This window comes from Pinibacter aurantiacus, from assembly GCF_019130065.1.
Classification (GTDB): Bacteria; Bacteroidota; Bacteroidia; order Chitinophagales; family Chitinophagaceae; genus Pinibacter; species Pinibacter aurantiacus.
Genome location: NZ_JAHSPG010000003.1, coordinates 224,593 through 244,874, shown reverse-complemented (window position 1 = coordinate 244,874; position 20,282 = coordinate 224,593). Strand labels below are relative to the sequence as shown.

The window sequence follows — 20,282 nt, the reverse complement described above, 5'->3', positions numbered from 1 at the left end:
CAACACAATTCACTCAATTTTCACATTCACTTAAAAAGTAATCTATCTGACCTTATGGGAAGTAATGTATTTGCATGGAGCTATTGGAAGGTAATGAACAAAAGAACATTTTTTTTAATGTCTGCATGTGCAATGAGCATTTGCTCATTTGCCCAGAATACCGTGATGCGGGCGGGTAAAATTAAATCTGCTTCAATAAAAGCACAGGAAGTAAAAATAACCCTGGAAAATGGCGAAGCAAATGTGACGGTTTACAGCCCGTCGATCATCAGGGTAAGATTAAATAACCAGCAACTGGCCGATGATTTTTCTTACGCGGTCATTGCAAAACCAGTTGAAACAAAATCTACCATTACGCAAAACAGCAACGAAATAGTAATCTCGACCGATTCTTTAAAAGCGGTTATTGGAAAAAATCCTTTTTCTGTGGCGTTTTACACGCCGGCGGGAGAGTTGATCAATGAAGATGAAAAGGGGCTGACATCTTCCTGGATAGGCACGGAGGTAACGGACTACAAGAAAATGCAGGAAGGTGAAAGATTTGTTGGGCTGGGCGAGAAAACCGGTAACCTTGACAGAAGAGGTTTTGGCTACACCAACTGGAACTCAGATTTTTTCGGTTATGCGGCAAACCAGGACCCGCTGTATGCAAGCATTCCATTTTACATCGGCATCCATCATGGGTTGAATTATGGTATTTTCCTCGATAATACCTATGAAACTGATTTCAATTTCGGCGCCAGCAACGATCGCTTTTCATCCTTTAGCGCGAAAGGTGGCGAGCTCAATTATTATTTCATTTACAATAAAAAAGTAGCGGACATCATTTCATCTTACACTTCGCTTACTGGCCGCATGCAACTGCCGCCGTTGTGGAGTCTCGGATATCAGCAAAACAGATACAGTTACTATCCTGATACCGAGGTGTTAAGAATTGCCCAAACCTTGCGTGAAAAGAAAATACCGGCAGACGGCATTACGCTTGACATCCATTACATGGAAAACTACAAGCTGTTTACCTGGAACAAAGAACGTTTTGCGGACCCCAAAGCAATGAACGAAAAATTGCAATCGATGGGTTTTAAAACCACGGTAATTGTAGACCCCGGCATAAAAGTGGAGAAAGGTTACGAAGCTTATGAAAGCGGCTTGAAAAATGACGTGTTCATTAAATATTCCGACGGGCAAAACTACACCGGACAGGTTTGGCCGGGCTGGTGTCACTTCCCCGACTTTACAAGCGAGAAAGGCCGCAACTGGTGGAAAGGCGAATTGAAATACTTAACAAACACCGGCGTTTCCGGCATTTGGAACGACATGAACGAAATTTCCACCTGGGGACAAAAGATGCCCAATAATGTGTTGTTCAATTACGACAGTCATCCAACCACGCATTTGCAGGCGCACAATGTTTATGCTTTGCAAATGGCGAGATCAAGTTACGAAGGCGCAAGAGCGATTTTAAACAAACGTCCCTTCATCTTAACAAGAGCGGGCTTTGCAGGTTTGCAACGTTACACTGCGATATGGACGGGAGACAATAGGGCAGAAGATGATCACATGCTGGCAGGCGTTCGTTTGCTGAATAGTTTAGGCTTGAGCGGCGTGCCGTTTACAGGCATGGACATCGGCGGTTTTACAGGCAATCCTTCTGTGGGTTTGTATACGCGCTGGATGCAGCTTGGCGCGTTCATTCCGTATTTCAGAAACCATACGCAGTTGAATACAAAATCGTCGGAACCGTGGGCCTTTGGCGAAGAAGTGTTGGAAATTTCCCGCAACTACATTAGCCTTCGCTACAAGTTGTTGCCCTACCTCTATTCAACTTTTTATGAAGCTTCACAAGATGGTTTGCCGGTGGTGCGTTCTCTCGCCATCGACTACACACACGATTCAAAAATTTATGAGCCTGTTTTTCAGAACCAGTTCACGTTTGGTAAATCATTTCTTGTGGCACCGGTAGAGAGCGGAAAAGATTTTATGAAAATTTATTTCCCGAAAGGCAAATGGTACAACTTGTACAACGATGCCGAAGAGAGTGGTGGCAAAGAAAAAATTGAAGAACTCACTATACAGAAGTTGCCGGTGTATGTTAAAGAAAGCAGCATTATACCGATGCAATCCTTAATACAATCAACAGTAGAAAAACCAACCGATACACTGAGCATCCACGTTTACAAAGGATCTGTACCCAACACTTTCGTGTATTATGAAGACGATGGAACAACTTATGATTATGAAGCAGGCAGCTTTTACAAACGCTCGATGACTTATGATCCTGCAACCAACACAATTGTGATGAACAAAGCCGAAGGTAAAGCTGCCTCTTCATTTAAAAACATCGCGTTGATATTGCATGGTTTTGATGGGCTGGGAAATATTAAAGTGAACGGAACAAATTATTCATTGCAGGATGGAAGCATTTCGTTCTTGTCTGCCATTTCGAAATTTGACCCGCAGGGAACGTTTTCAAATGCAGATGGATGTAAGGTGAAGATGACGGTGTTCAGGAATGAAAGCGGGGAAATGAAGATTGTAATGTAACAGCAAATAGAGGCTGAGCCTCCGTTTCACCACTAAGGCACTAAGGGCACTAAGTAACACTAAGTTTTGTGTTGGCCCACTTTCTTAGTGAAGCGCAATGCGATTGGTGTCTTAATGGTGAAATAAATGTACGCTAAAACAGAAGTATTTCTTAGTGAAACTTAGTGGCCTTAGTGCCTTAGTGGTAAGTATTTGAGTCTAAAACAATTTTTAATCTTGTCATATATGCATGTAACAAACGCCAAAACGATGCACACCGGAAGAAGGAGAGGATTGCACTCACTAAAGCCGGTGATCTTAGCAGTTATTATTTGTTGTGTACAAATAGTAGCGCTTGCACAAACAACTGTGAAAGGAACCATTAAGAACGAAAAAGGAGAACCGGTTCCCTCCGTATCTGTAAAAGTTAAGAATGCTCAGGGAGGAACACAAACCGATATGAACGGTGCGTTCTCGCTTACCGTGCCCGACAATGCAACGCTGGTGCTGTCTTCCATTGGGTATGAGAACCAGGAAATAAAAGCCGGCAGCGCAATGAATATCACCATGAAATCACTTGGCACTGCATTAACAGATGTAGTGGTAATTGGTTATGGTACACAAAAGAAAAAAGAATTGACAGGAGCGATCAGCACTGTTACCTCAAAAGATTTTCAAACGGGTGTAATTGTTACGCCCGAGCAATTGATTGCCGGTAAAGTAGCAGGTGTGTCCATCACAACAGCTGGTGGTGCGCCGGGTTCTGCAGTGCAGATCCGTATTCGCGGCGGAGCTTCTCTTAATGCGAGCAATGATCCATTGCTCGTAATTGACGGATTACCTTTAAGCAATACCAACATTTACGGCACTTCAAATCCTTTGAGTTTGGTGAATCCAAATGACATCGAAAGCTTTACTGTATTGAAAGATGCAGCTTCAACAGCCATCTACGGTTCACGTGCATCCAACGGTGTAATCATTGTTACCACTAAAAAAGGAAGGGCAGGCAAACCAACATACAACTTTAGCTCACAGGTTTCTGCGGGAACGATCAGCAAGTATGTGGACGTATTGTCGGCAGCACAATTCCGAGGCTATGTTGATTCTTTAGGAACTGCTCCACAAAAGGCTTTAATGGGTAAAGCAAATACCAACTGGCAAAAAGAAATTTACCAAACTGCCATTGGAACAGATAATAACATTAGTGTTGTTGGTGGTTCCAAAGCCTTGCCGGTTCGTGTATCCGCAGGTTATTTGAATCAACAGGGTATTTTGAAAACAGACAAACTTGAACGCGGAACAGCGGCTATCAGCCTCAGCCCGCGCTTGTTTGACAATCATTTAAAAATTGACCTGAACCTGAAAGGTGCAGTGAGCAAAACGAGATTTGCCAACAACGCAGCCATAGCGGCGGCAGTACAATTTGACCCAACTCAACCCGTTTATACCAACAACAAATACGGCAACTACTTTGAGTGGGAAACAACTGACCAGGGTGTAACATCGCTTAACAAACTGGCAACACGTAACCCTGTTTCATTACTGGAACTGTACAACAACAACAGTAATGTGCAAAGAAGTTTTGGCAATGCGCAGTTTGACTATTCATTTCACTTTCTTCCTGAATTACATGCCAACCTAAACCTTGGATATGACGTGGGTGAAGGAAAAGGAACAGTGAAAGTGCCTGCTTATGCTGCTCAGAACTATCTTGACAGCGGCCAGAACAATCAGTACAAAAACAAGATCAGCAATAAAATGCTGGAGTTTTATTTCAACTACACAAAAGATCTCGCGTCCATCAAAAGTACCATCAATGCTACTGCGGGTTATGGTTACTACAATAACAATTCTACCAACTACAACTATCCAAGCGTAAGAGCGAACGGCAATATTATTCCGGGCACAGAACAGAAATATCCTTTTGCTAAGCCTGAGAATACGATTCTTTCTTACTACGGAAGATTGATCTACACTTACAACACAAAGTATATTCTTGCTGCGTCTTTGAGAACAGACGGTTCTTCAAAATTTGCAAAAGAAAACAGATGGGGCGTTTTCCCTTCTGCCGCATTCACATGGCGCATGGCACAGGAAGAATTTCTTAAAAACTCAAAAGCCGTTTCTGATCTGAATCTTCGCTTAAGCTATGGTATCACGGGTAACCAGGATGGTATAGACAACTATCCTTACCAACTTGTATTTGGAACGAGCGATAACAGCTCAATGGTAAAAGTAGACGGCACTTACATCAACATGGCCACACCTACAGCCGTTGATCCAAACATTCGCTGGGAGCAAACAGCAAGCTACGATGCAGGTCTGGATTATGGTTTCCTGAACAATCGCATTACCGGTAGTCTTGATTTTTATTTCAAAAAAACAAAGGACCTGTTGAACAAAATTCCTGTTCCCGCAGGTTCCAACTTTGGAAGTGAATTGCTTACCAACGTAGGAAACGTAGAGAACAAAGGCGTAGAACTTACTATTGGCGCGACTCCTGTTAAAACAAAAGATTTCAGCTGGGATGTTAATTTCAACGTGGCTTACAACGATATTAAAATCACTAACCTTACCGCATCGAAAGATTCAAGCTTCGCAGGAAATCTTTATGGCAATGGAGTGCAAATAAATTCTGTTGGTTACAGCCCCGGTGCATTCTACGTTTGGAGACAACTTTATAGTAAAGAAGGTAAGCCTGTTGAAGGTGTGTACGAAGATAAAAATGGCGACAACGTGATCAATCAAAGCGATTACTACCGCTACAAAACGCCGTTCCCTAAATGGATCATGGGTTTCACTACAAACTTCAACTATCGCAAATGGACCTTGAGCACAACATTGCGTGCGAACATTGGCAACTACATGTACAACAACGTGGCTGCTGGTTTGGGTCTTCAGAAAAACATCATCAATCCGCTTGGATATCTTGGCAACAGCACGACGGATGTTTTGTACACAGGATTTGTGGATGGTCAAACGCACTCAGACTATTACGTTCAAAATGCTTCGTTCCTTAAAATGGATAACCTTGGTGTTAGCTACAAGATCGGCAGAGTGTTTAACAACCGTATGAACATGACTGTACGTGCAAACTGCCAGAATGTATTTACCGTAACAAAATACACTGGCCTCGATCCTGAAATTTCCGGAGGATATGACAACAACTTATATCCACGTCCACGCACTTACATTTTGGGCATCAATCTGCAGTTTTAATTTTTTGCTAATCATTAAACGAAAAAGAAATGAACAATATATTTTCCAACATATTCACGGGAGTTGCAGTGGTTGCCTGCTTTGCGTCCTGTTCAAAAGATATGAACCTGCAGCCACCGAATTCAACCACATCGAATTTGCAGTACTCCACCGTAAACGGCTACAAAGCCGTACTGGCAAAGGTTTACGGTAGCTATGCATTAACCAGCAGCCAGGGGGCGGGCTTGTCAGACGTAAACGTGTCCGGCCTTTCCGATCCCGGAACCGCTGATTTTGTAAGAGCTTACTGGAACATGCAGGAGCTTACCACAGACGAAGCCATCTGCGCATGGAACGATGCGAATTTGCAAAGCTTTCATAACATTACGTGGACATCAAGTAACGATTTGATTCGTTTCTTGTATGCGAGAAGTTTGTTCCAGGTGGCGGTGTGCAACGAATTCATCAGAGAATCTTCAGATGAAAAATTGGCGGCTCGCGGCATTACAGGCCAGTCCGCGGACAGTGTTAAGCAATACCGTGCAGAAGCTCGTTTTCTTAGAGCGTATCAATATTGGGTGCTGATGGATCTTTTCAAAAATCCACCGTTTGCAACAGAGAAAGACCAGATAGGTTCGGTGCCTCCGCAGATACAGGCGAAAGACTTGTTTGCGTACATAGAATCTGAGTTGAAAGATATTGATGCGACATTGCCTGCTCCGCACGCCGTTGCCTACAATCGCGTAACGAAAGCCGCAGCATGGGCGTTGCTGGCACGCATGTACCTGAATGCTGAAACGTATTTAGGAAAGGGAAGTGGCAAATACACAGATGCTGTAACCTATGCATCAAAGGTGATAGGCGATAAAAGTTTTTCGTTAAAAACACCTTACAAAAATTTGTTCCTGAGCGATAATGATAATAACAATCCGGAAGTGATTTTATCAATTGACTACGATGCAACAAGCGCTCAAAACTATGGCGGCACAACATTCCTGATCTGTTCTGCACATGGCAATTCAGGCGATGATAAAGCAAACTATGGCATACCAAGTGGTGGATGGCTGGGTAACAGAAGCACAAAGAATCTGCCTGCATTGTTTAATAACCAAAGTGGCGACAAACGCGCCATCTTCGCAGGTGCACAAGCAGACATTAACGACGTGCTTGATTTTACACAGGGTTTGAGTGTGTTTAAATTCAGCAACCTGACATCAACGGGCCAAACACCTTATTCTCCAAACGGTGTATTATGCAATACAGATTTTCCTTTGTTCCGCATGGCTGAAATGTATCTGGTATACGCTGAAGCGGTGAAGCGTGGAGGCGCCGGTGGCGATGATGCAACAGCAAATACGTACATCAACAAACTGCGCGAACGTGCTTATGGCAATACCAGCGGCAACAAAGCTTCTTACACGCTCGATGAAATTTTGGATGAAAGAGGCCGCGAGCTATACTGGGAAGGTTTCAGAAGAACAGATCTGATCCGTTACGGCAAATTTACCGGTGGCGATTATGTGTGGCCGTGGAAAGGCGGCGTAGCAGAAGGTAAATCGGTTGATAGCAAATATGCGGTTTTCCCGATCCCTGCTGCAGAGATCATTGCAAACACCAATCTTCATCAAAACTCAGGCTACTAAAATTATTAAAGACATTTTATGAATACAATGTTCAATAAATTCTTTTGCACCTTGCTGGCGGTTGGCGTTTTTGCATCGTGTAAAAAAGATGAAACAAAACTAACCTACAGCAACGCTTCGTTTCCCGCGAATGCATTGACAGCATCGCAAACCAATTTTGTGTTGTCTACTCAAAACGACTCAACAGAGGTTGTAAAATTTGCGTGGCCAAAAACAGATTTTGGTTTCAAAGGAACCATCACTTACACATTGCAATTTGATGTACCCGGTGATACGGCCACAGGGTGGAAGAACGCTAAAACCGTTGACGTGGCTGGTTTAGAGAAATCATATCTCGGCGTTGATCTTAACTCAATGGCAAATGCACTGGGACTTCCTCCCGGAAGCAGTAGCCAAATGGTAGTAAGAGTAAAAGCAGTTTCACCACAATACAATGGCGCAGCTTCCAACATTGCTCCTGCCTATACAAACACAGTTGTGCTCAATGTAAATCCATACGCGCTTTTCCTTTATGTGCCTGGAGATTATCAAACACCTGACCAGTGGAGCCCGGGAACGGCCCCACGCATCGTGCCTTTCTCTTCGGATCTTGGTTATGTTTTCGAAGGCTATGTTTATATGCCGGGCGGCGGTCATGGTTTTAAATATACCAATGCACCCGACTGGAACCATGTAAACTACGGCGATGCAGGTGGTGGCAAATTAACTACCGATGGTTTGGCAGGTGGATTGTCTGTACCAACAGGCGGCTACTACGAACTCATCGCAAACTTGAAAGACATGACGTGGAAAGCTATTAAAACAGATTGGGGAATTATTGGCGATGCAAGAGTAGGTGGCGATTGGAACACTGATACAGACATGACCTACAATCCTGCTACACAAACATGGTCCGCAACATTGGATATGAAAACAACCGGCTCATTTAAATTCAGGGCGAATGATGGTTGGTCAATTGACTTCGGACTTAATAAGCAAGGCAAGCTCGTTTATTCTGATAATACCATTGTGTACAATCCTAACACAGACAACTTAAGCGTTTCATCTGATGGAAACTACACCATTACACTTGATTTGCATGTGCCCGGAAATTATACGTATACTTTGAAGAAAAACTAGGACGATAGACCTGACAGGTTTCCAAAAACCTGTCAGGTCTATCAATATTGTTAACCAGCTCCTCACGAGCGACACGTTAATATTAAAATGAGAGATGTGTCTTTAAAAATTGTAAGAATCATGTTCTACAACATGCTGTGTCTTTTGATAGCAAGCTTTTTGTCATGCAGTAAATCATCTGGTAATCCACAACCCGATCCACCTGTCGATCCACCAGTAGTGGTTGACGCCGATCCTGCACAATATGGAACGCCTTATGCAAATGTGCCGCCGGCAAGTGATGTGGTGATGTACCAGGTAAACATGCGTGCATTCAGCAAAGAAGGAACACTTAAAGCGGTACAGGCAAGGCTTGATTCCATCAAAGCACTTGGTGTAAATGTCGTTTACCTGATGCCTGTATATCCGGTAGGTTCAGTAAAATCAGTTAACTCACCTTACTGTGTGAAAGATTATAAATCTGTGGCAGCAGAGTTTGGTACGCTCGAAGATCTTCGTTCACTGGTTGCCGATGCGCATGCAAAAGGAATGGCAGTGATCATGGATTGGGTGGCCAATCATACATCGTGGGACAACAGCTGGATCACAAACAAATCATGGTATAAACAAGATGCTTCGGGAAATATCATCAGTCCGCCAAACACTGGTTGGAACGATGTTGCCCAACTCAACTTCGACAACAGCGACATGCGCAAGGCAATGATCAAAGCAATGAAATATTGGGTATACACTGCTAACGTAGATGGCTTCAGATGCGACGCGGCAGACTTTGTGCCTTATGATTTCTGGCAACAGGCAATTGATACTTTGCGCAATATTTCTACACATCAATTGTTGCTGTATGCAGAGGGAACGCGCAAGGATCAGTTTAACGCGGGTTTTCAATTAAAGTATGGAATGGGCTTTTACTATACAATGAAAGACCGGGTTTTCGCCGCGGGACAATCTGCTAAACTGATAGATAGCCTGAACGTTGCCGAATACACCAATTCTACAACTACAACTCAAGTAGTAAGATATCTGTCCAATCACGATGTAGATGCAGCAGATGGTTCGCCAATTGATCTTTTTGGAGGCAAGAACGGATCGCTGGCTTTGTTTACCATTGCAGCTTACATGAAAGGCGTACCAATGATTTACAATGGCCAGGAAGTTGGTTGCCCTGTAAAACTTTCCTATTTCAATAACACTACGAACATAGACTGGACAATCAATCCGGAAATAAAAGCAGCGTATAAAAACATTATCGCTTTTAGAAACGCCAGCAATGCCCTCAAAACAGGAACATTAACTTCATACTGTAGCGACGATGTTTGTGTGTTTACAAAAGCGAGTGGTAGTGAGAAAGTGTTGGTGCTGGCGAATTTCCGCAACAGAGCGGTTGACTACAGCGTTCCATCTGCATTGAATAATTCAAACTGGAAAAATGCGTTTGATGGCTCGGCTGTATCTCTTTCAAATACAGTGTCACTGCAGCCATATCAGTACATCGTTTTGAAGAACTAGAATTAGCACACGGATGATACGGATTGGACGGATTTACACGGATTTTATTTGTAGATTCTTTTCATAACAAAAACAGCAAGGCTTGATAGTCTTGCTGTTTTTGTTTTATGTATACGATTAAAATTTAGATGCGTTATCGCTTGAACCAGTTTTCAATTTTAATGCCATCTAATCTTTCAAAATCTTTTAAGTTGTCAGTAACCAATGTGAGCTTATTTTCAATTGCAGAAACTCCGATAAGCAAATCGAATTCATCATGCATTGGTTTGCCAATTTTTCTCAAGCGAACCTTTTCTTTTGCGTATCGCTTTATGCAACTATAGATTGGAATTATAGAGAGGCCGTTTACAAAAGACTCAACGGCTTTATGAGATTTAGAAGGATTGTCACTATTTTCTGCGCCGTATCGCAATTCTAGCACAGTGATTTCGGATATAAAACAATTTTCTCTGCCTTTATCTTTTATGATCTCGTCTAAATTTAACTTCCCGCGTAAAAAGAAAACACAGATGTTGGTATCGAGTAAATATTGCATTACAACTTAATGTCTTTTTTTCTAAACGTTCTGCTTGACTTGATGTCTTTGATGATCGCCTCTGCTGATTTCTGAGATGAGAAAGCGCCAAAAGATTTATAGAATTTATTGTCCTTTGACTTTTTTTCTATTTTAAGAGATTTTGTCAGGCTTTCTATGAGTTCTATTTTACTAATAGAACTTAGTCCTTCAAAAAGGCCAGAATACGTTTCAACAATATGTTTCTCTGTGTAAGTCATCCTATTTTCTTATTTATCAAATTTACTTGTTTTTGCTTTACTAAAGAATACGATCCCGAAAACAAATCCGTGTAAATCCGTCCAATCCGTGTCATCTGTGTGCCAATTGCGCTACACGAATTCGATCACCGTAATCTCCGGCAATATGCCCACGCGACCCGGATACCCAATAAATCCATACCCTCTGTTCACATACAATTTCTGCTTTTCTGTTTCATATAATCCCGCCCATTGTTTATACATGTACTGCACAGGGCTCCACTTGAAGCCTGGTAGCTCCACACCAAACTGCATACCATGAGTGTGTCCGCTCAGCATAAGATCGATGTCGCTGTATTTAGGAATTACCTCAGCATCCCAATGGCTCGGGTCGTGGCTCATCAATATTTTGAAAGGATATTTTTCTGTACCCGCGTATGCTTCGGCCATTTTCCCATATTTAGGAAAGCGTCCTTTAGCGCTCCAGTTTTCAATACCAATTAAAGCAATTTGTTCACCACCTCTTTCAAGCGCCACATGTTCATTCATGAGTAAGCGCCAGCCAAGGTTGGCATGAACTACCTTAAGGTTTTCCAGATTTTGTCTTTTTGCCTCCGGACTGTCCCACGCTACATAGTCACCGTAATCATGGTTGCCAAGCGTAGAGAAAACGCCCATCGGAGCTTTCAATCTGCTGAAAACATCCATGTAGTTCTTCATCTCTGTAGCGCGGTCATTTACAAGGTCACCCGTAAACAAAATGAGATCCGGTTTTTCGTTCAACACTTTTTCAACGCCTCTTTCAACAGCTGCTTTATCATTAAAACTGCCGGAGTGGATATCGCTGACCTGTACAATTTTCAAGCCTTTAAAAGCTGCCGGCAAATTCGCGTATGAAAGTTTGATCCTGTTTACATGATAGTGATATTTGTTGCGAAAGCCATACACCAGCGAGCCAAACAAAGTGCCGCTGGCAGCCAGTCCCAGCCAGCTTATAAACACAGATCGTGTAATGCCTTCATCGCCCGTTGTAATGGCAACAGACGGATTGCTGAATAATTTTCCTATGCTCCACATCACCAATCTTCTTACATCATCAATTAGGAAAAAGATGGAGCCAACCACTTTTGAAAAGAATAGACCAACCAATATTGCAAACGTGTAGCTGCGTAATGTTTTGGGCCAGTTTTCCGTATTCAGGTAAGGCATCAATAAAATAAAGAAGAATGTGCAGGCAGATAACAACCAGTAAATGGAAAATAAAATGATCCGCGTGCGGCCGGCGGAGTTTTGGGTAACAGTTTTTAAAGCCTGAAAAACGTAAATGTCGATAACTACTATAATTGCCAGAAGTATCCAGGCAAAGCCGGAATTGCGCATAGTGATGATTTATAAGTAAAAAGGTAAAAGTAAAAATTCAAAATCCTGAGCAAACTTTTGAATTTTTACTTTTCTATTATTTGGTAGACGTTTGAGACAGGAAAATATTTTAAAAATTGAAAATGTAGGGGCGAATGCAATTCGCCCTGCTCGAAATAAAACCAGTTTGCTTTCAATAATACCTGTTTATCTGTGCAAACGGCGTCAAAACAAAAAGTCAAAACAGCCTGCGATTTTGAATTTTTACTTTTGATTTTTGAATTGTTTAGAATTCTATAAACTCATCCAGCTGCTGATTAATAACCTTCACAGTGGCAGGATCGGTGATTTTCCCTTCCGCATCCAATAATCTGTCAACGATAGAAATGGGTAGTTTGTTAGGATGAACGATCACTTTTACATAGTGCAAAATGCCGGTAAAATGCTCCATTCCCCGCAAATTTCCGGCACGGCCCGTGGACACGCCCGCCAGCAGTGCTTTTTTGCCCCACCATACATTTTTAATATCAGAGATGTCGATGAGCGATTTTAAAACGCCGGGAATGCTGCCATTGTATTCCGGTGCAATGAAAATAAATTTCTTCGTAGGGATCAGAATAGTTTTCTCCAGTTGGATCATGGCCGGACTTCTATGATTCACATCCATGTTTTCGAGCGATAAAAAGTTAGGTTCAATACCCTTTTGTCGCAGGAAATATTCGTATTGACGTGCAATCTTTATGGTGTTACTATCCGCTCTGTTGGTACCGGATATAATGGTATACATGTAGAAAAGGAAAGTTTAATTATTAGTGATGGGATAAAGGTAGGTAATAGTTGAGAGTTGAGAGTGGAGAGTTGAGAGTTGTTGTGAGTGCACTATTCGCTATTGATAGAATCATTTGCTTCATCAGGTACCAAAAAACTCTCAACTCTCCATTCTCAACTCTCCACTCTAATCGCTACTTTTGTCGGCCTGCCAAACCGCAGCCTATTAAACATAGAATTATGCAAGTAACATATTACGGACACAGTTGCTTTTCGGTTGTAATCAAAGGAAAACATCTTTTATTCGATCCATTCATTACACACAATGAACTGGCGAAAAAGATAGATGTAAATAATATAAAAGCGGACTATATTTTGCAATCGCACGGCCACGCTGACCACATTGCAGATACTGTCGGTATAGCTAAAAGAACGGGAGCGAAAGTTATTGCAGCATACGAAATTCACGAATGGCTAAACAAGCAGGGCGTAGAAAATACGCACCCGATGAATACCGGCGGCAAGTGGAACTTCGGCGAGTTTACAGTGAAGTGCGTAGTTGCCCACCACTCAAGCGGGTTGCCTGACGGTTCTTACGGCGGAAATCCTCTGGGTTTTGTCATTACCAGCGAAGAAGGCGACTTTTACTACGCCGGCGATACAGCTTTAACGCTTGATATGCAGCTCGTTCCACGCTGGGGAAAATTAAAATTTGCATTGTTGCCTATTGGTGACAACTTTACCATGGATGCCGCCGATGCTGTGGAAGCTTCAAATATGATAAAATGTAATCAAGTGATAGGCATGCACTACGATACCTTCGGATTTATCAAAATAGACAGGGAAAAAACTTTGCAAATATTTAAGGACGCCGGGAAAACATTATTATTGCCCGGCATTGGCGAAACGATTGATTTGTAAATCGTGAAAGGTGAATGGTGAATCGTCAATACGGAGTCTCCGAAGTTAGGCACCCATTCACGTTTCACGATTGCCCATTCACGATAATTGTTGGCGAATTCTAAAAATCTGGTTCTTAAATCCTTATGCAAGTTTTTTATTCCAAATTTTAATTTCAAATTGCGGAAGGAATATAATATTTTACATTTGCGACCCGGAACAGGGAAACGCCCGTAGAGCCAGATAATTATCTGGCTCCGTACCAAGTCGTTATCTGGCTCAAAAAAGCAATTAAGTAATAAGTAAATATGGCAAGAATAATTGGTGTAGCGAATCAAAAAGGTGGGGTGGGAAAAACAACCACTGCTATTAACCTTGCAGCAAGTTTTGCGGTGCTTGAATTCAAAACTTTGCTGGTGGATGCAGATCCGCAGGCTAATAGTACCACTGGTGTTGGATTCGACCTGCATAATATTACGCAGGGGCTCTACGATTGTATGGTGAACGAAACGCCTGCACGAGACGTAATCCTGAAAACTGAAATCCCTAACCTGGACGTGATCCCTTCTCACATCGACCTTGTGGGTGCTGAAATTGAGATGATCAACTATCCAAACAGGGAAAGTGTGCTGAAAGCCATATTGGAGCCGGTAAAATCAGAATATGATTTCATCATTATCGACTGCTCGCCGTCTCTCGGTCTTATTACCGTAAATGCATTGACAGCTGCAGACTCTGTGGCGGTTCCTGTGCAGACTGAATTTTTCGCCCTTGAAGGTTTGGGTAAACTATTAAATACGATCAAGATCGTGCAAAACCGCTTGAATCCGGAATTGCAGATCGAAGGCATATTGATGACCATGTACGACGGCCGTTTGCGTTTGTGCAACCAGGTGGTAAGTGAAGTGCGCCGCCACTTCGATGATCTTGTTTTCAGCACGATCATTCACCGTAATTCCAAACTAAGCGAAGCGCCAAGTGTGGGCAAACCTTCTATTTTGTACGATGCCTTCAGCAAAGGATCGGTTAACTACCTGAACCTTGCCAAAGAAATTTTGCAGAAAAACAACATGACCAAAATATCCCAGGAAGAAAGGATCATTGAGGCAAACGACGACGAGGAGTAAATAAGTTTTAAGTAATAAGTAATGAGTGATGAGTTTTAAGTTGTTAGTTCTTAGTTATTAGTTGTTAGAAAGGTCGAGTTTGTAACATTCAATTAACCTGCACTAACAACTAGCAACAAACAACTCTCAACTCTCAATTCTCAATTTTCAACTCTAACAAAATGAGTGACCAGAAAAAACAACCAGGTAGCAATCCAAAAGGTAATAAAGAATTATTAGGCAAGGGCATCCGCTCTTTGCTGCAGGGTATCGATGCTGACCTGAAAACAGCTACAGGCACGCACTTGAAGAATAATGTGGTAGAAGCAGCAACAGGAATTCTGCGCATTCCAATTGAGCAGATCGAAACGAACCCAAAGCAACCACGCCACGATTTTGATGAAAAAGCGCTGAATGAATTGGCTGCTTCCATCAAAATTCACGACATTATACAGCCCATTACTGTTTCTAAATTACCAACAGGAAAGTACAGGTTGATTTCTGGTGAGCGCCGCTTCCGTGCTTCTAAAATTGCGGGCTTGAAAGATATGCCGGCATACATTCGCCAGGCAAATGACCAGCAATTGCTGGAACTGGCTTTGCTGGAAAACCTGCAGCGTGAAGATCTCAATGCTATAGAAATTGGCCTCAGCTACAAACGAATGATGGAAGAGCTTAGCCACACACAGGAAGAAGTGGCAGAGCGCATGGGAAAAGAAAGAAGTACCGTTTCCAACTATATCCGCCTTTTAAAATTGCCGCCAGATGTACAGGTAGCCGTTCGTAACGGTGAAATAAGCATGGGGCATGCAAGAGCATTGATCAACATTGATGCGGTAGATAAACAGCTCTATATATTTGGAGAAATAAAAAGCAAGGGCCTTTCTGTAAGACAAACCGAAGAATTGGTTCGTAATGCGTACAAAGATGGAAGCGCCGCACCTGTTAAAGTTGCTTCAAAATCAACATTACCACCTACATATAAGAAAATTGAGGATAATTTAGCGTCTCATTTTGGCACCCGTGTAAAACTAAATCACAGCAAAAAAGGCAATGGCAGCATTACGCTGGAATATTATTCTTTACAGGAGTTCAACAAAATATTGGAACAACTAGGCGTGTCAGCTAACTAAAAAAGATGAAGCTTTACCGTTTTTTATTTTTTCTTCTGTTTTTTGCAGGTGCGAGTTCTGTTGCATTTTGCCAGCAGGACAGCCTAAAGGTTACGCATGATACGATCATAGCTAAAAAGAAGCCCGCTTCTTTGTATGGCGATTCTGCCATGATCCACGGCAAAATGAGAAAACACGATCCAAAAGTTGCGTCAACCCGTTCTGCAATATTACCGGGGTGGGGGCAAATCTACAATCGCAGCTACTGGAAACTTCCCATTGTTTACGGGGCACTTGGCATTACCACCTACGTTTTTATTGACAATATGAAAACGGTACGTGCAGCCAACTATGCTATTAAATATTTGACGCCGTCAGATAGTGCAGGAACCAATTATGATGACATTGCGCCATATCTGAAACCGTTTGTTGACAATGGAGATGTCAATTCATTGCGCAATGTTCGGAATCAGTTTCGCCAATATGTCGATTATGCGGCATTGGTGTTCATTTTGTTTTGGGGATTAAATGTGGTGGATGCTACCGTAGATGCACACTTGAAGCACTTTGATGTGAGCGATGACCTAAGCATGAAAATTAAGCCAAATATTGCTCCGCAGGTTGGCGGACAAACATTTGGTGTGAGCCTGGTGTTTGACATTCACAAAGGGAAAACGGCATTACGCGGTTTACCTTAGGGGCGAATTGAATTCGCAATTATTATAGTTTTTACAAAATCGGGGACTAGCCCCTCTCCTTCGGAGAGGGGTTGGGGTGAGGTCTCAAATATATAAATAAACTGTTATGAAAATTGCTTTAGTTGGTTATGGCAAAATGGGTAAAGCCATCGAAGAAATCGCTTTAAAAAGAGGACACGAAATAGTTTTAAAGCTCGACATTGATAACCAACATGAGTTTACCAAAGAAAATCTTGCGAAAGCAGACGTTGCCATTGAGTTCACAAGCCCGCATAGTGCTTACAATAATGTGATGAAGCTCCTCGAATGGAACGTACCCACTGTATGCGGCTCTACAGGCTGGCTCGATAAATGGGATGCCGTAAGAAAGTATACCGACGAAAACAACCGTGGGCTGGTATATGCCAGCAACTATAGCGTAGGCGTGAACATCTTTTTCGAAATCAACAAAAGACTGGCAGAATTGATGGCCCCCCACGCCGAATACGATGTGCGTTTGGAAGAGATCCATCACACAGAGAAAAAAGATTCACCAAGCGGAACCGCGGTTTCACTGGCTGAACAGATCCTGGAAAGAGTTTCCCGCAAAACAAAATGGGTGAACGAAGAAAGCGACAACGCAAGTGAACTGGTAATCTTGAGTGAAAGAGTGGATCCGGCACCAGGCACTCACATTACGTTGTATACATCTGCTATTGACGATATCGAAATTATCCATACGGCACATAACAGAACCGGCTTTGCAACAGGTGCAGTATTAGCTGCCGAGTTTGTTAAAGACAAAAAAGGTATCTTTAGTATGAAAGAAGTGTTAGGATTGTAAGGAATGGTTATTAGTTGTTAGTTATTAGTTGTTAGCCTTTATTTTCGAATAGTGCTTATTCATGTCTAACAACTAACAACCAATAACTAGCAACTCAAAACTCATAACTCAAAACTCAAAACTTCCGATGCTTTCAAAGAAAACACAGTATGCGTTCAAAGCTTTAATGTACCTGGCACAGCATGAGCATGAAGGGCCAGTGCTTATTGCAGAAGTATCCAAGAAAAAGAAAATCCCGCTGAAGTTTTTGGAAAATATTCTCCTTGAATTAAGAAAGGCAGGAATTCTGGACAGTAAAAAAGGAAAGGGTGGAGGCTACTTTTTTGCAATTGAACCCAAAAAAGTAAATCTTGCACAGGTAATGCGATTGCTGGACGGACCAATCTCTTTGCTGCCCTGCGTAAGCCTTAATTTTTATGAGCGTTGTAAAAACTGTGATGAAAAGAAGTGTGGCTTAAACATGGCAATGGTGCAGGTAAGAGATGCCACTTTGAAAATATTGGAAAAGAAAACAGTTGCAGATATTTCATTTCCTGAATAGATATCAAATGAACTTTTTTATTTCGATCGGACTGCCTTGAGGGTGGTCCTTTTTGTTAAACGCTTCAGGAATTTACTGGTCGGCAGATTGTATTTTCAGTTTTTCGTTCAAAGATGCATTCTCTTCGTTAAGACTTTTGATCTTCTCACTTTGTAAAAGATTATGTTCAGTCAGCTGATCAACTGTGCGTTGTAGCTTTTCTATTTCTGACTTTAGAGAGCTGTATTCTTCCGCTTCATCCTCTACCAGGTTGCCATCTTTTGTTTTTTCTGGCACTTGATACCCGTTTTTGGATAAATCAGTACGTATCAAAACGGATTCAGGAATACCGAAAAAATCGGATATTCTCACCAAATCTTCAAAATCAGGATAGCTGTTGTCGTTTTCGTAGCCATTCCACGTTGTTCGGTTAAAACCCGCCGAATCAGCCATCTTATTTTGTTTGATACCTTCTTTTTCTCTTAGAAACCTAAGGTTTTTGCCGAAATAAATCATTTCTTTAAAAAAAAGTTGAAAATTTAGAATTGTTTGAAATATTCGACTATATTTGCACTAACCAATGATCACCTGTCCCATCGGTGAGTATACAAATACAACGGCTCGTTCATCAAAGCATAATGCCTTGATTCCATAGTTCACATTGACCATTTGTTTATTAAGCATCCCAAAAGTAACATAGTGATATGAAAAGAACAGCGTTTGCTGGTAATATTCTCTTATTGGGATAGGTGTTTTTTCGTCCATTAATGAGATTTTAGGAAAGTTGTAACTAAACAGTTTTTCTTCTTATTTAATTGGACCGCGCTTTGTTTAAATCAGTCGTTTTTACTTGTAAACACTTTACGGGTTCCCGTAAAAAATAACAGCTTAAAGTGTATATGTTTGTCTTGGTAACGATCATGTATACACGTTTTTAGTGGTTGCTAAATTAAATGATCTGGTGCTTAAACAAAGGACTCCCATTTTGTATCTCTAACCTTTTCTTCCCCCACAGTAACATATGCATTAAAAAGAGTTGTATAGACAATATACGCTTTTGCCGGGAACGATATTTTGTTGTCTGCTTGTTGAAATTTAAGAAACCAGGCGCTCAAATATTTTCTCTCAGCTTACTCCCTTTTAAAACAATCTGTCAAATCCCTAACATCTAAACATTCAATGCATGAAACGAATTTGCACTCAATTTTCGCAGCTCCTTTATTTATCGCGTATCAGCCCACCTACTTCCCGAGCGCAACGGTGATACATTGGGTCTGGCAAAGGTCAGTAATCTGCGCATTCACCATATCGATAACCTGCGCAGAAGTTGACTCCTGATAAAATAACATCAGGCGTTATCCTGCATCGTTAATCCGCATTACGCGGCCCCGGTGCTACAGTTACTTTTAATCTGAAATTTTTTACATGAGTATATTTTTAAAACATAAATCAACAGTACGGTTCGCGGGATGCGCTTTGCTGCTGCTTTTGCTTAGTGGCAGAATGCACGCACAAATTAACCTAAGCGTCAAAGTACTATTGCAAGGTGCAGTAAGTGGTACCTCCATGACCACTGCATTGAACTCGCTTGGAGTAATACCTCTGACTCAACCATATAAAAACGCACCTTTTAACTATTCTGGTACGGAGTCCGTAGCCGGCATACCAGCGGGAGTAACCGATTGGGTGTTGGTAGAGCTACGTGACAAAACAACGCCATCTACGGTAATCGCCACAAGAGCAGCGTTTGTAAAAAGTGATGGAACAGTAGTGGATTTGGATGGCACATCTCCGGTAAGTTTTGCGAACGCTACACCCGACGATTACTACATAGCGATCCGCCACCGCAATCACCTTGGTATACGTACAGCTGCTGCACAGGCATTGAGCGGCACGGCCACTTTGTATGACTTTACAAGCGGTCAGGCACAGGCTTACCAAAATCCAAGCATTACAACTAATACGGCCATGAAAGACATGGGCAATGGCTTGTTTGCAATGTGGGGTGGCGATGGTACAAGTAATGGAGTAGTAAGGTACACAGGCCCAGGTAATGATGAATTCTTTTTAGTTACAACTACGTTGGGCGGAGTATCAACCAACGTATTGAACAATGTATATCATAATGCCGATTTCAACTTGAATGGCAAAGTTTGTTATACCAGTCCGGGCTGTGATGAGTTTTTCCTTTCCACAACCGTATTGGCAGGCGTGTCAACTGCCGCAGTCAATCAACATTTATAAGTTTGGGCAA

General features: G+C 42.0%; 18 protein-coding genes. 12 read left to right on the top strand and 6 right to left on the bottom strand.

Annotated elements, in window-relative coordinates:
• The first annotated feature begins 54 nt into the window (after positions 1 to 54).
• The 5 genes from KTO63_RS06855 to KTO63_RS06835 all read left to right on the top strand — a co-directional run bounded on the left by KTO63_RS06855 (position 55) and on the right by KTO63_RS06835 (position 9,989).
• Complete coding sequence (locus tag KTO63_RS06855) at positions 55 to 2,544, top strand: glycoside hydrolase family 31 protein (protein WP_232373062.1); 2,490 nt, start codon at positions 55 to 57, stop codon at positions 2,542 to 2,544.
• Positions 2,545 to 2,769: 225 nt separating this feature from the next.
• Positions 2,770 to 5,742 carry a SusC/RagA family TonB-linked outer membrane protein gene (locus tag KTO63_RS06850; RefSeq protein ID WP_232373061.1) on the top strand — a complete coding sequence of 991 codons (2,973 nt, stop codon included), beginning with the start codon at positions 2,770 to 2,772 and terminating at the stop codon, positions 5,740 to 5,742.
• A gap of 29 nt (positions 5,743 to 5,771) precedes the next feature.
• The gene (locus KTO63_RS06845; protein WP_217790491.1) at positions 5,772 to 7,364 is read left to right on the top strand and encodes a RagB/SusD family nutrient uptake outer membrane protein; all 1,593 of its coding nucleotides are present in this window, start codon (positions 5,772 to 5,774) and stop codon (positions 7,362 to 7,364) included.
• A gap of 18 nt (positions 7,365 to 7,382) precedes the next feature.
• Positions 7,383 to 8,483, top strand: a complete 1,101-nt coding sequence (locus tag KTO63_RS06840; protein ID WP_217790490.1) for a SusE domain-containing protein — start codon at positions 7,383 to 7,385, stop codon at positions 8,481 to 8,483.
• Positions 8,484 to 8,579: 96 nt separating this feature from the next.
• On the top strand, positions 8,580 to 9,989 hold the full coding sequence (locus tag KTO63_RS06835) for an alpha-amylase family glycosyl hydrolase (RefSeq protein WP_217790489.1): 1,410 nt from the start codon (positions 8,580 to 8,582) through the stop codon (positions 9,987 to 9,989).
• A 133-nt stretch (positions 9,990 to 10,122) separates the two neighbouring features.
• Here KTO63_RS06835 and KTO63_RS06830 read toward each other — a convergent pair whose 3' ends face one another.
• From KTO63_RS06830 to KTO63_RS06815, 4 genes are all read right to left on the bottom strand, one after another.
• A complete protein-coding gene (locus KTO63_RS06830) occupies positions 10,123 to 10,524 on the bottom strand; it encodes a type II toxin-antitoxin system VapC family toxin (RefSeq protein ID WP_217790488.1) in 402 nt (133 codons plus the stop codon).
• Positions 10,524 to 10,763, bottom strand: coding sequence for a hypothetical protein (locus KTO63_RS06825; protein WP_217790487.1), 240 nt, complete (start codon positions 10,761 to 10,763; stop codon positions 10,524 to 10,526). Before KTO63_RS06825 ends, KTO63_RS06830 begins: the two co-directional genes overlap by 1 nt.
• Before the next feature lie 111 nt (positions 10,764 to 10,874).
• Positions 10,875 to 12,122: a metallophosphoesterase gene (locus tag KTO63_RS06820; protein WP_217790486.1), complete on the bottom strand. Its 1,248-nt coding sequence runs from the start codon at positions 12,120 to 12,122 to the stop codon at positions 10,875 to 10,877.
• Between the two features lie 265 nt (positions 12,123 to 12,387).
• Positions 12,388 to 12,888 (bottom strand): NADPH-dependent FMN reductase, encoded by a 501-nt coding sequence (locus KTO63_RS06815; RefSeq protein ID WP_217790485.1) that lies wholly within the window; start codon positions 12,886 to 12,888, stop codon positions 12,388 to 12,390.
• A gap of 221 nt (positions 12,889 to 13,109) precedes the next feature.
• On the opposite strand from KTO63_RS06815, the gene KTO63_RS06810 reads away from it, so the two are divergent.
• The 6 genes from KTO63_RS06810 (at position 13,110) to KTO63_RS06785 (ending at position 18,049) form a co-directional block, all read left to right on the top strand.
• A complete protein-coding gene (locus tag KTO63_RS06810) occupies positions 13,110 to 13,790 on the top strand; it encodes a metal-dependent hydrolase (protein ID WP_217790484.1) in 681 nt (226 codons plus the stop codon).
• Positions 13,791 to 14,077: 287 nt separating this feature from the next.
• Complete coding sequence (locus KTO63_RS06805) at positions 14,078 to 14,896, top strand: ParA family protein (protein WP_217790483.1); 819 nt, start codon at positions 14,078 to 14,080, stop codon at positions 14,894 to 14,896.
• 161 nt (positions 14,897 to 15,057) lie between these two features.
• Entirely contained in the window at positions 15,058 to 16,008 is a 951-nt protein-coding gene (locus tag KTO63_RS06800) for a ParB/RepB/Spo0J family partition protein (protein ID WP_217790482.1), read from the top strand.
• 5 nt (positions 16,009 to 16,013) lie between these two features.
• The gene (locus KTO63_RS06795; RefSeq protein ID WP_217790481.1) at positions 16,014 to 16,685 is read left to right on the top strand and encodes a DUF5683 domain-containing protein; all 672 of its coding nucleotides are present in this window, start codon (positions 16,014 to 16,016) and stop codon (positions 16,683 to 16,685) included.
• Positions 16,686 to 16,791: 106 nt separating this feature from the next.
• Positions 16,792 to 17,508 carry a 4-hydroxy-tetrahydrodipicolinate reductase gene (gene dapB, locus KTO63_RS06790; RefSeq protein ID WP_217790480.1) on the top strand — a complete coding sequence of 239 codons (717 nt, stop codon included), beginning with the start codon at positions 16,792 to 16,794 and terminating at the stop codon, positions 17,506 to 17,508.
• Between the two features lie 127 nt (positions 17,509 to 17,635).
• On the top strand, positions 17,636 to 18,049 hold the full coding sequence (locus KTO63_RS06785; protein WP_217790479.1) for an RrF2 family transcriptional regulator: 414 nt from the start codon (positions 17,636 to 17,638) through the stop codon (positions 18,047 to 18,049).
• Positions 18,050 to 18,121: 72 nt separating this feature from the next.
• On the opposite strand, the gene KTO63_RS06780 is transcribed toward KTO63_RS06785, so the two are convergent.
• Both KTO63_RS06780 and KTO63_RS06775 read right to left on the bottom strand, forming a co-directional pair.
• Positions 18,122 to 18,544, bottom strand: coding sequence for a helix-turn-helix domain-containing protein (locus KTO63_RS06780; RefSeq protein WP_217790478.1), 423 nt, complete (start codon positions 18,542 to 18,544; stop codon positions 18,122 to 18,124).
• Positions 18,545 to 18,601: 57 nt separating this feature from the next.
• The gene (locus KTO63_RS06775) at positions 18,602 to 18,793 is read right to left on the bottom strand and encodes a hypothetical protein (RefSeq protein ID WP_217790477.1); all 192 of its coding nucleotides are present in this window, start codon (positions 18,791 to 18,793) and stop codon (positions 18,602 to 18,604) included.
• 660 nt (positions 18,794 to 19,453) lie between these two features.
• On the opposite strand from KTO63_RS06775, the gene KTO63_RS06770 reads away from it, so the two are divergent.
• Complete coding sequence (locus tag KTO63_RS06770; protein WP_217790476.1) at positions 19,454 to 20,272, top strand: hypothetical protein; 819 nt, start codon at positions 19,454 to 19,456, stop codon at positions 20,270 to 20,272.
• Positions 20,273 to 20,282: the final 10 nt, after the last annotated feature.

Excerpts from the sequence above, each read along its gene's own strand:
- KTO63_RS06855 (WP_232373062.1), top strand. The coding sequence starts at position 55 with ATGGGAAGTAATGTATTTGCATGGAGCTATTGGAAGGTAATGAACAAA.
- KTO63_RS06850 (WP_232373061.1), top strand. The coding sequence starts at position 2,770 with ATGCATGTAACAAACGCCAAAACGATGCACACCGGAAGAAGGAGAGGA.
- KTO63_RS06845 (WP_217790491.1), top strand. The coding sequence starts at position 5,772 with ATGAACAATATATTTTCCAACATATTCACGGGAGTTGCAGTGGTTGCC.
- KTO63_RS06840 (WP_217790490.1), top strand. The coding sequence starts at position 7,383 with ATGAATACAATGTTCAATAAATTCTTTTGCACCTTGCTGGCGGTTGGC.
- KTO63_RS06830 (WP_217790488.1), bottom strand. The coding sequence starts at position 10,524 with ATGCAATATTTACTCGATACCAACATCTGTGTTTTCTTTTTACGCGGG.
- KTO63_RS06825 (WP_217790487.1), bottom strand. The coding sequence starts at position 10,763 with ATGACTTACACAGAGAAACATATTGTTGAAACGTATTCTGGCCTTTTT.
- KTO63_RS06820 (WP_217790486.1), bottom strand. The coding sequence starts at position 12,122 with ATGCGCAATTCCGGCTTTGCCTGGATACTTCTGGCAATTATAGTAGTT.
- KTO63_RS06815 (WP_217790485.1), bottom strand. The coding sequence starts at position 12,888 with ATGTATACCATTATATCCGGTACCAACAGAGCGGATAGTAACACCATA.
- KTO63_RS06810 (WP_217790484.1), top strand. The coding sequence starts at position 13,110 with ATGCAAGTAACATATTACGGACACAGTTGCTTTTCGGTTGTAATCAAA.
- KTO63_RS06805 (WP_217790483.1), top strand. The coding sequence starts at position 14,078 with ATGGCAAGAATAATTGGTGTAGCGAATCAAAAAGGTGGGGTGGGAAAA.
- KTO63_RS06800 (WP_217790482.1), top strand. The coding sequence starts at position 15,058 with ATGAGTGACCAGAAAAAACAACCAGGTAGCAATCCAAAAGGTAATAAA.
- KTO63_RS06795 (WP_217790481.1), top strand. The coding sequence starts at position 16,014 with ATGAAGCTTTACCGTTTTTTATTTTTTCTTCTGTTTTTTGCAGGTGCG.
- dapB (WP_217790480.1), top strand. The coding sequence starts at position 16,792 with ATGAAAATTGCTTTAGTTGGTTATGGCAAAATGGGTAAAGCCATCGAA.
- KTO63_RS06785 (WP_217790479.1), top strand. The coding sequence starts at position 17,636 with ATGCTTTCAAAGAAAACACAGTATGCGTTCAAAGCTTTAATGTACCTG.
- KTO63_RS06780 (WP_217790478.1), bottom strand. The coding sequence starts at position 18,544 with ATGATTTATTTCGGCAAAAACCTTAGGTTTCTAAGAGAAAAAGAAGGT.
- KTO63_RS06775 (WP_217790477.1), bottom strand. The coding sequence starts at position 18,793 with ATGGACGAAAAAACACCTATCCCAATAAGAGAATATTACCAGCAAACG.
- KTO63_RS06770 (WP_217790476.1), top strand. The coding sequence starts at position 19,454 with ATGAGTATATTTTTAAAACATAAATCAACAGTACGGTTCGCGGGATGC.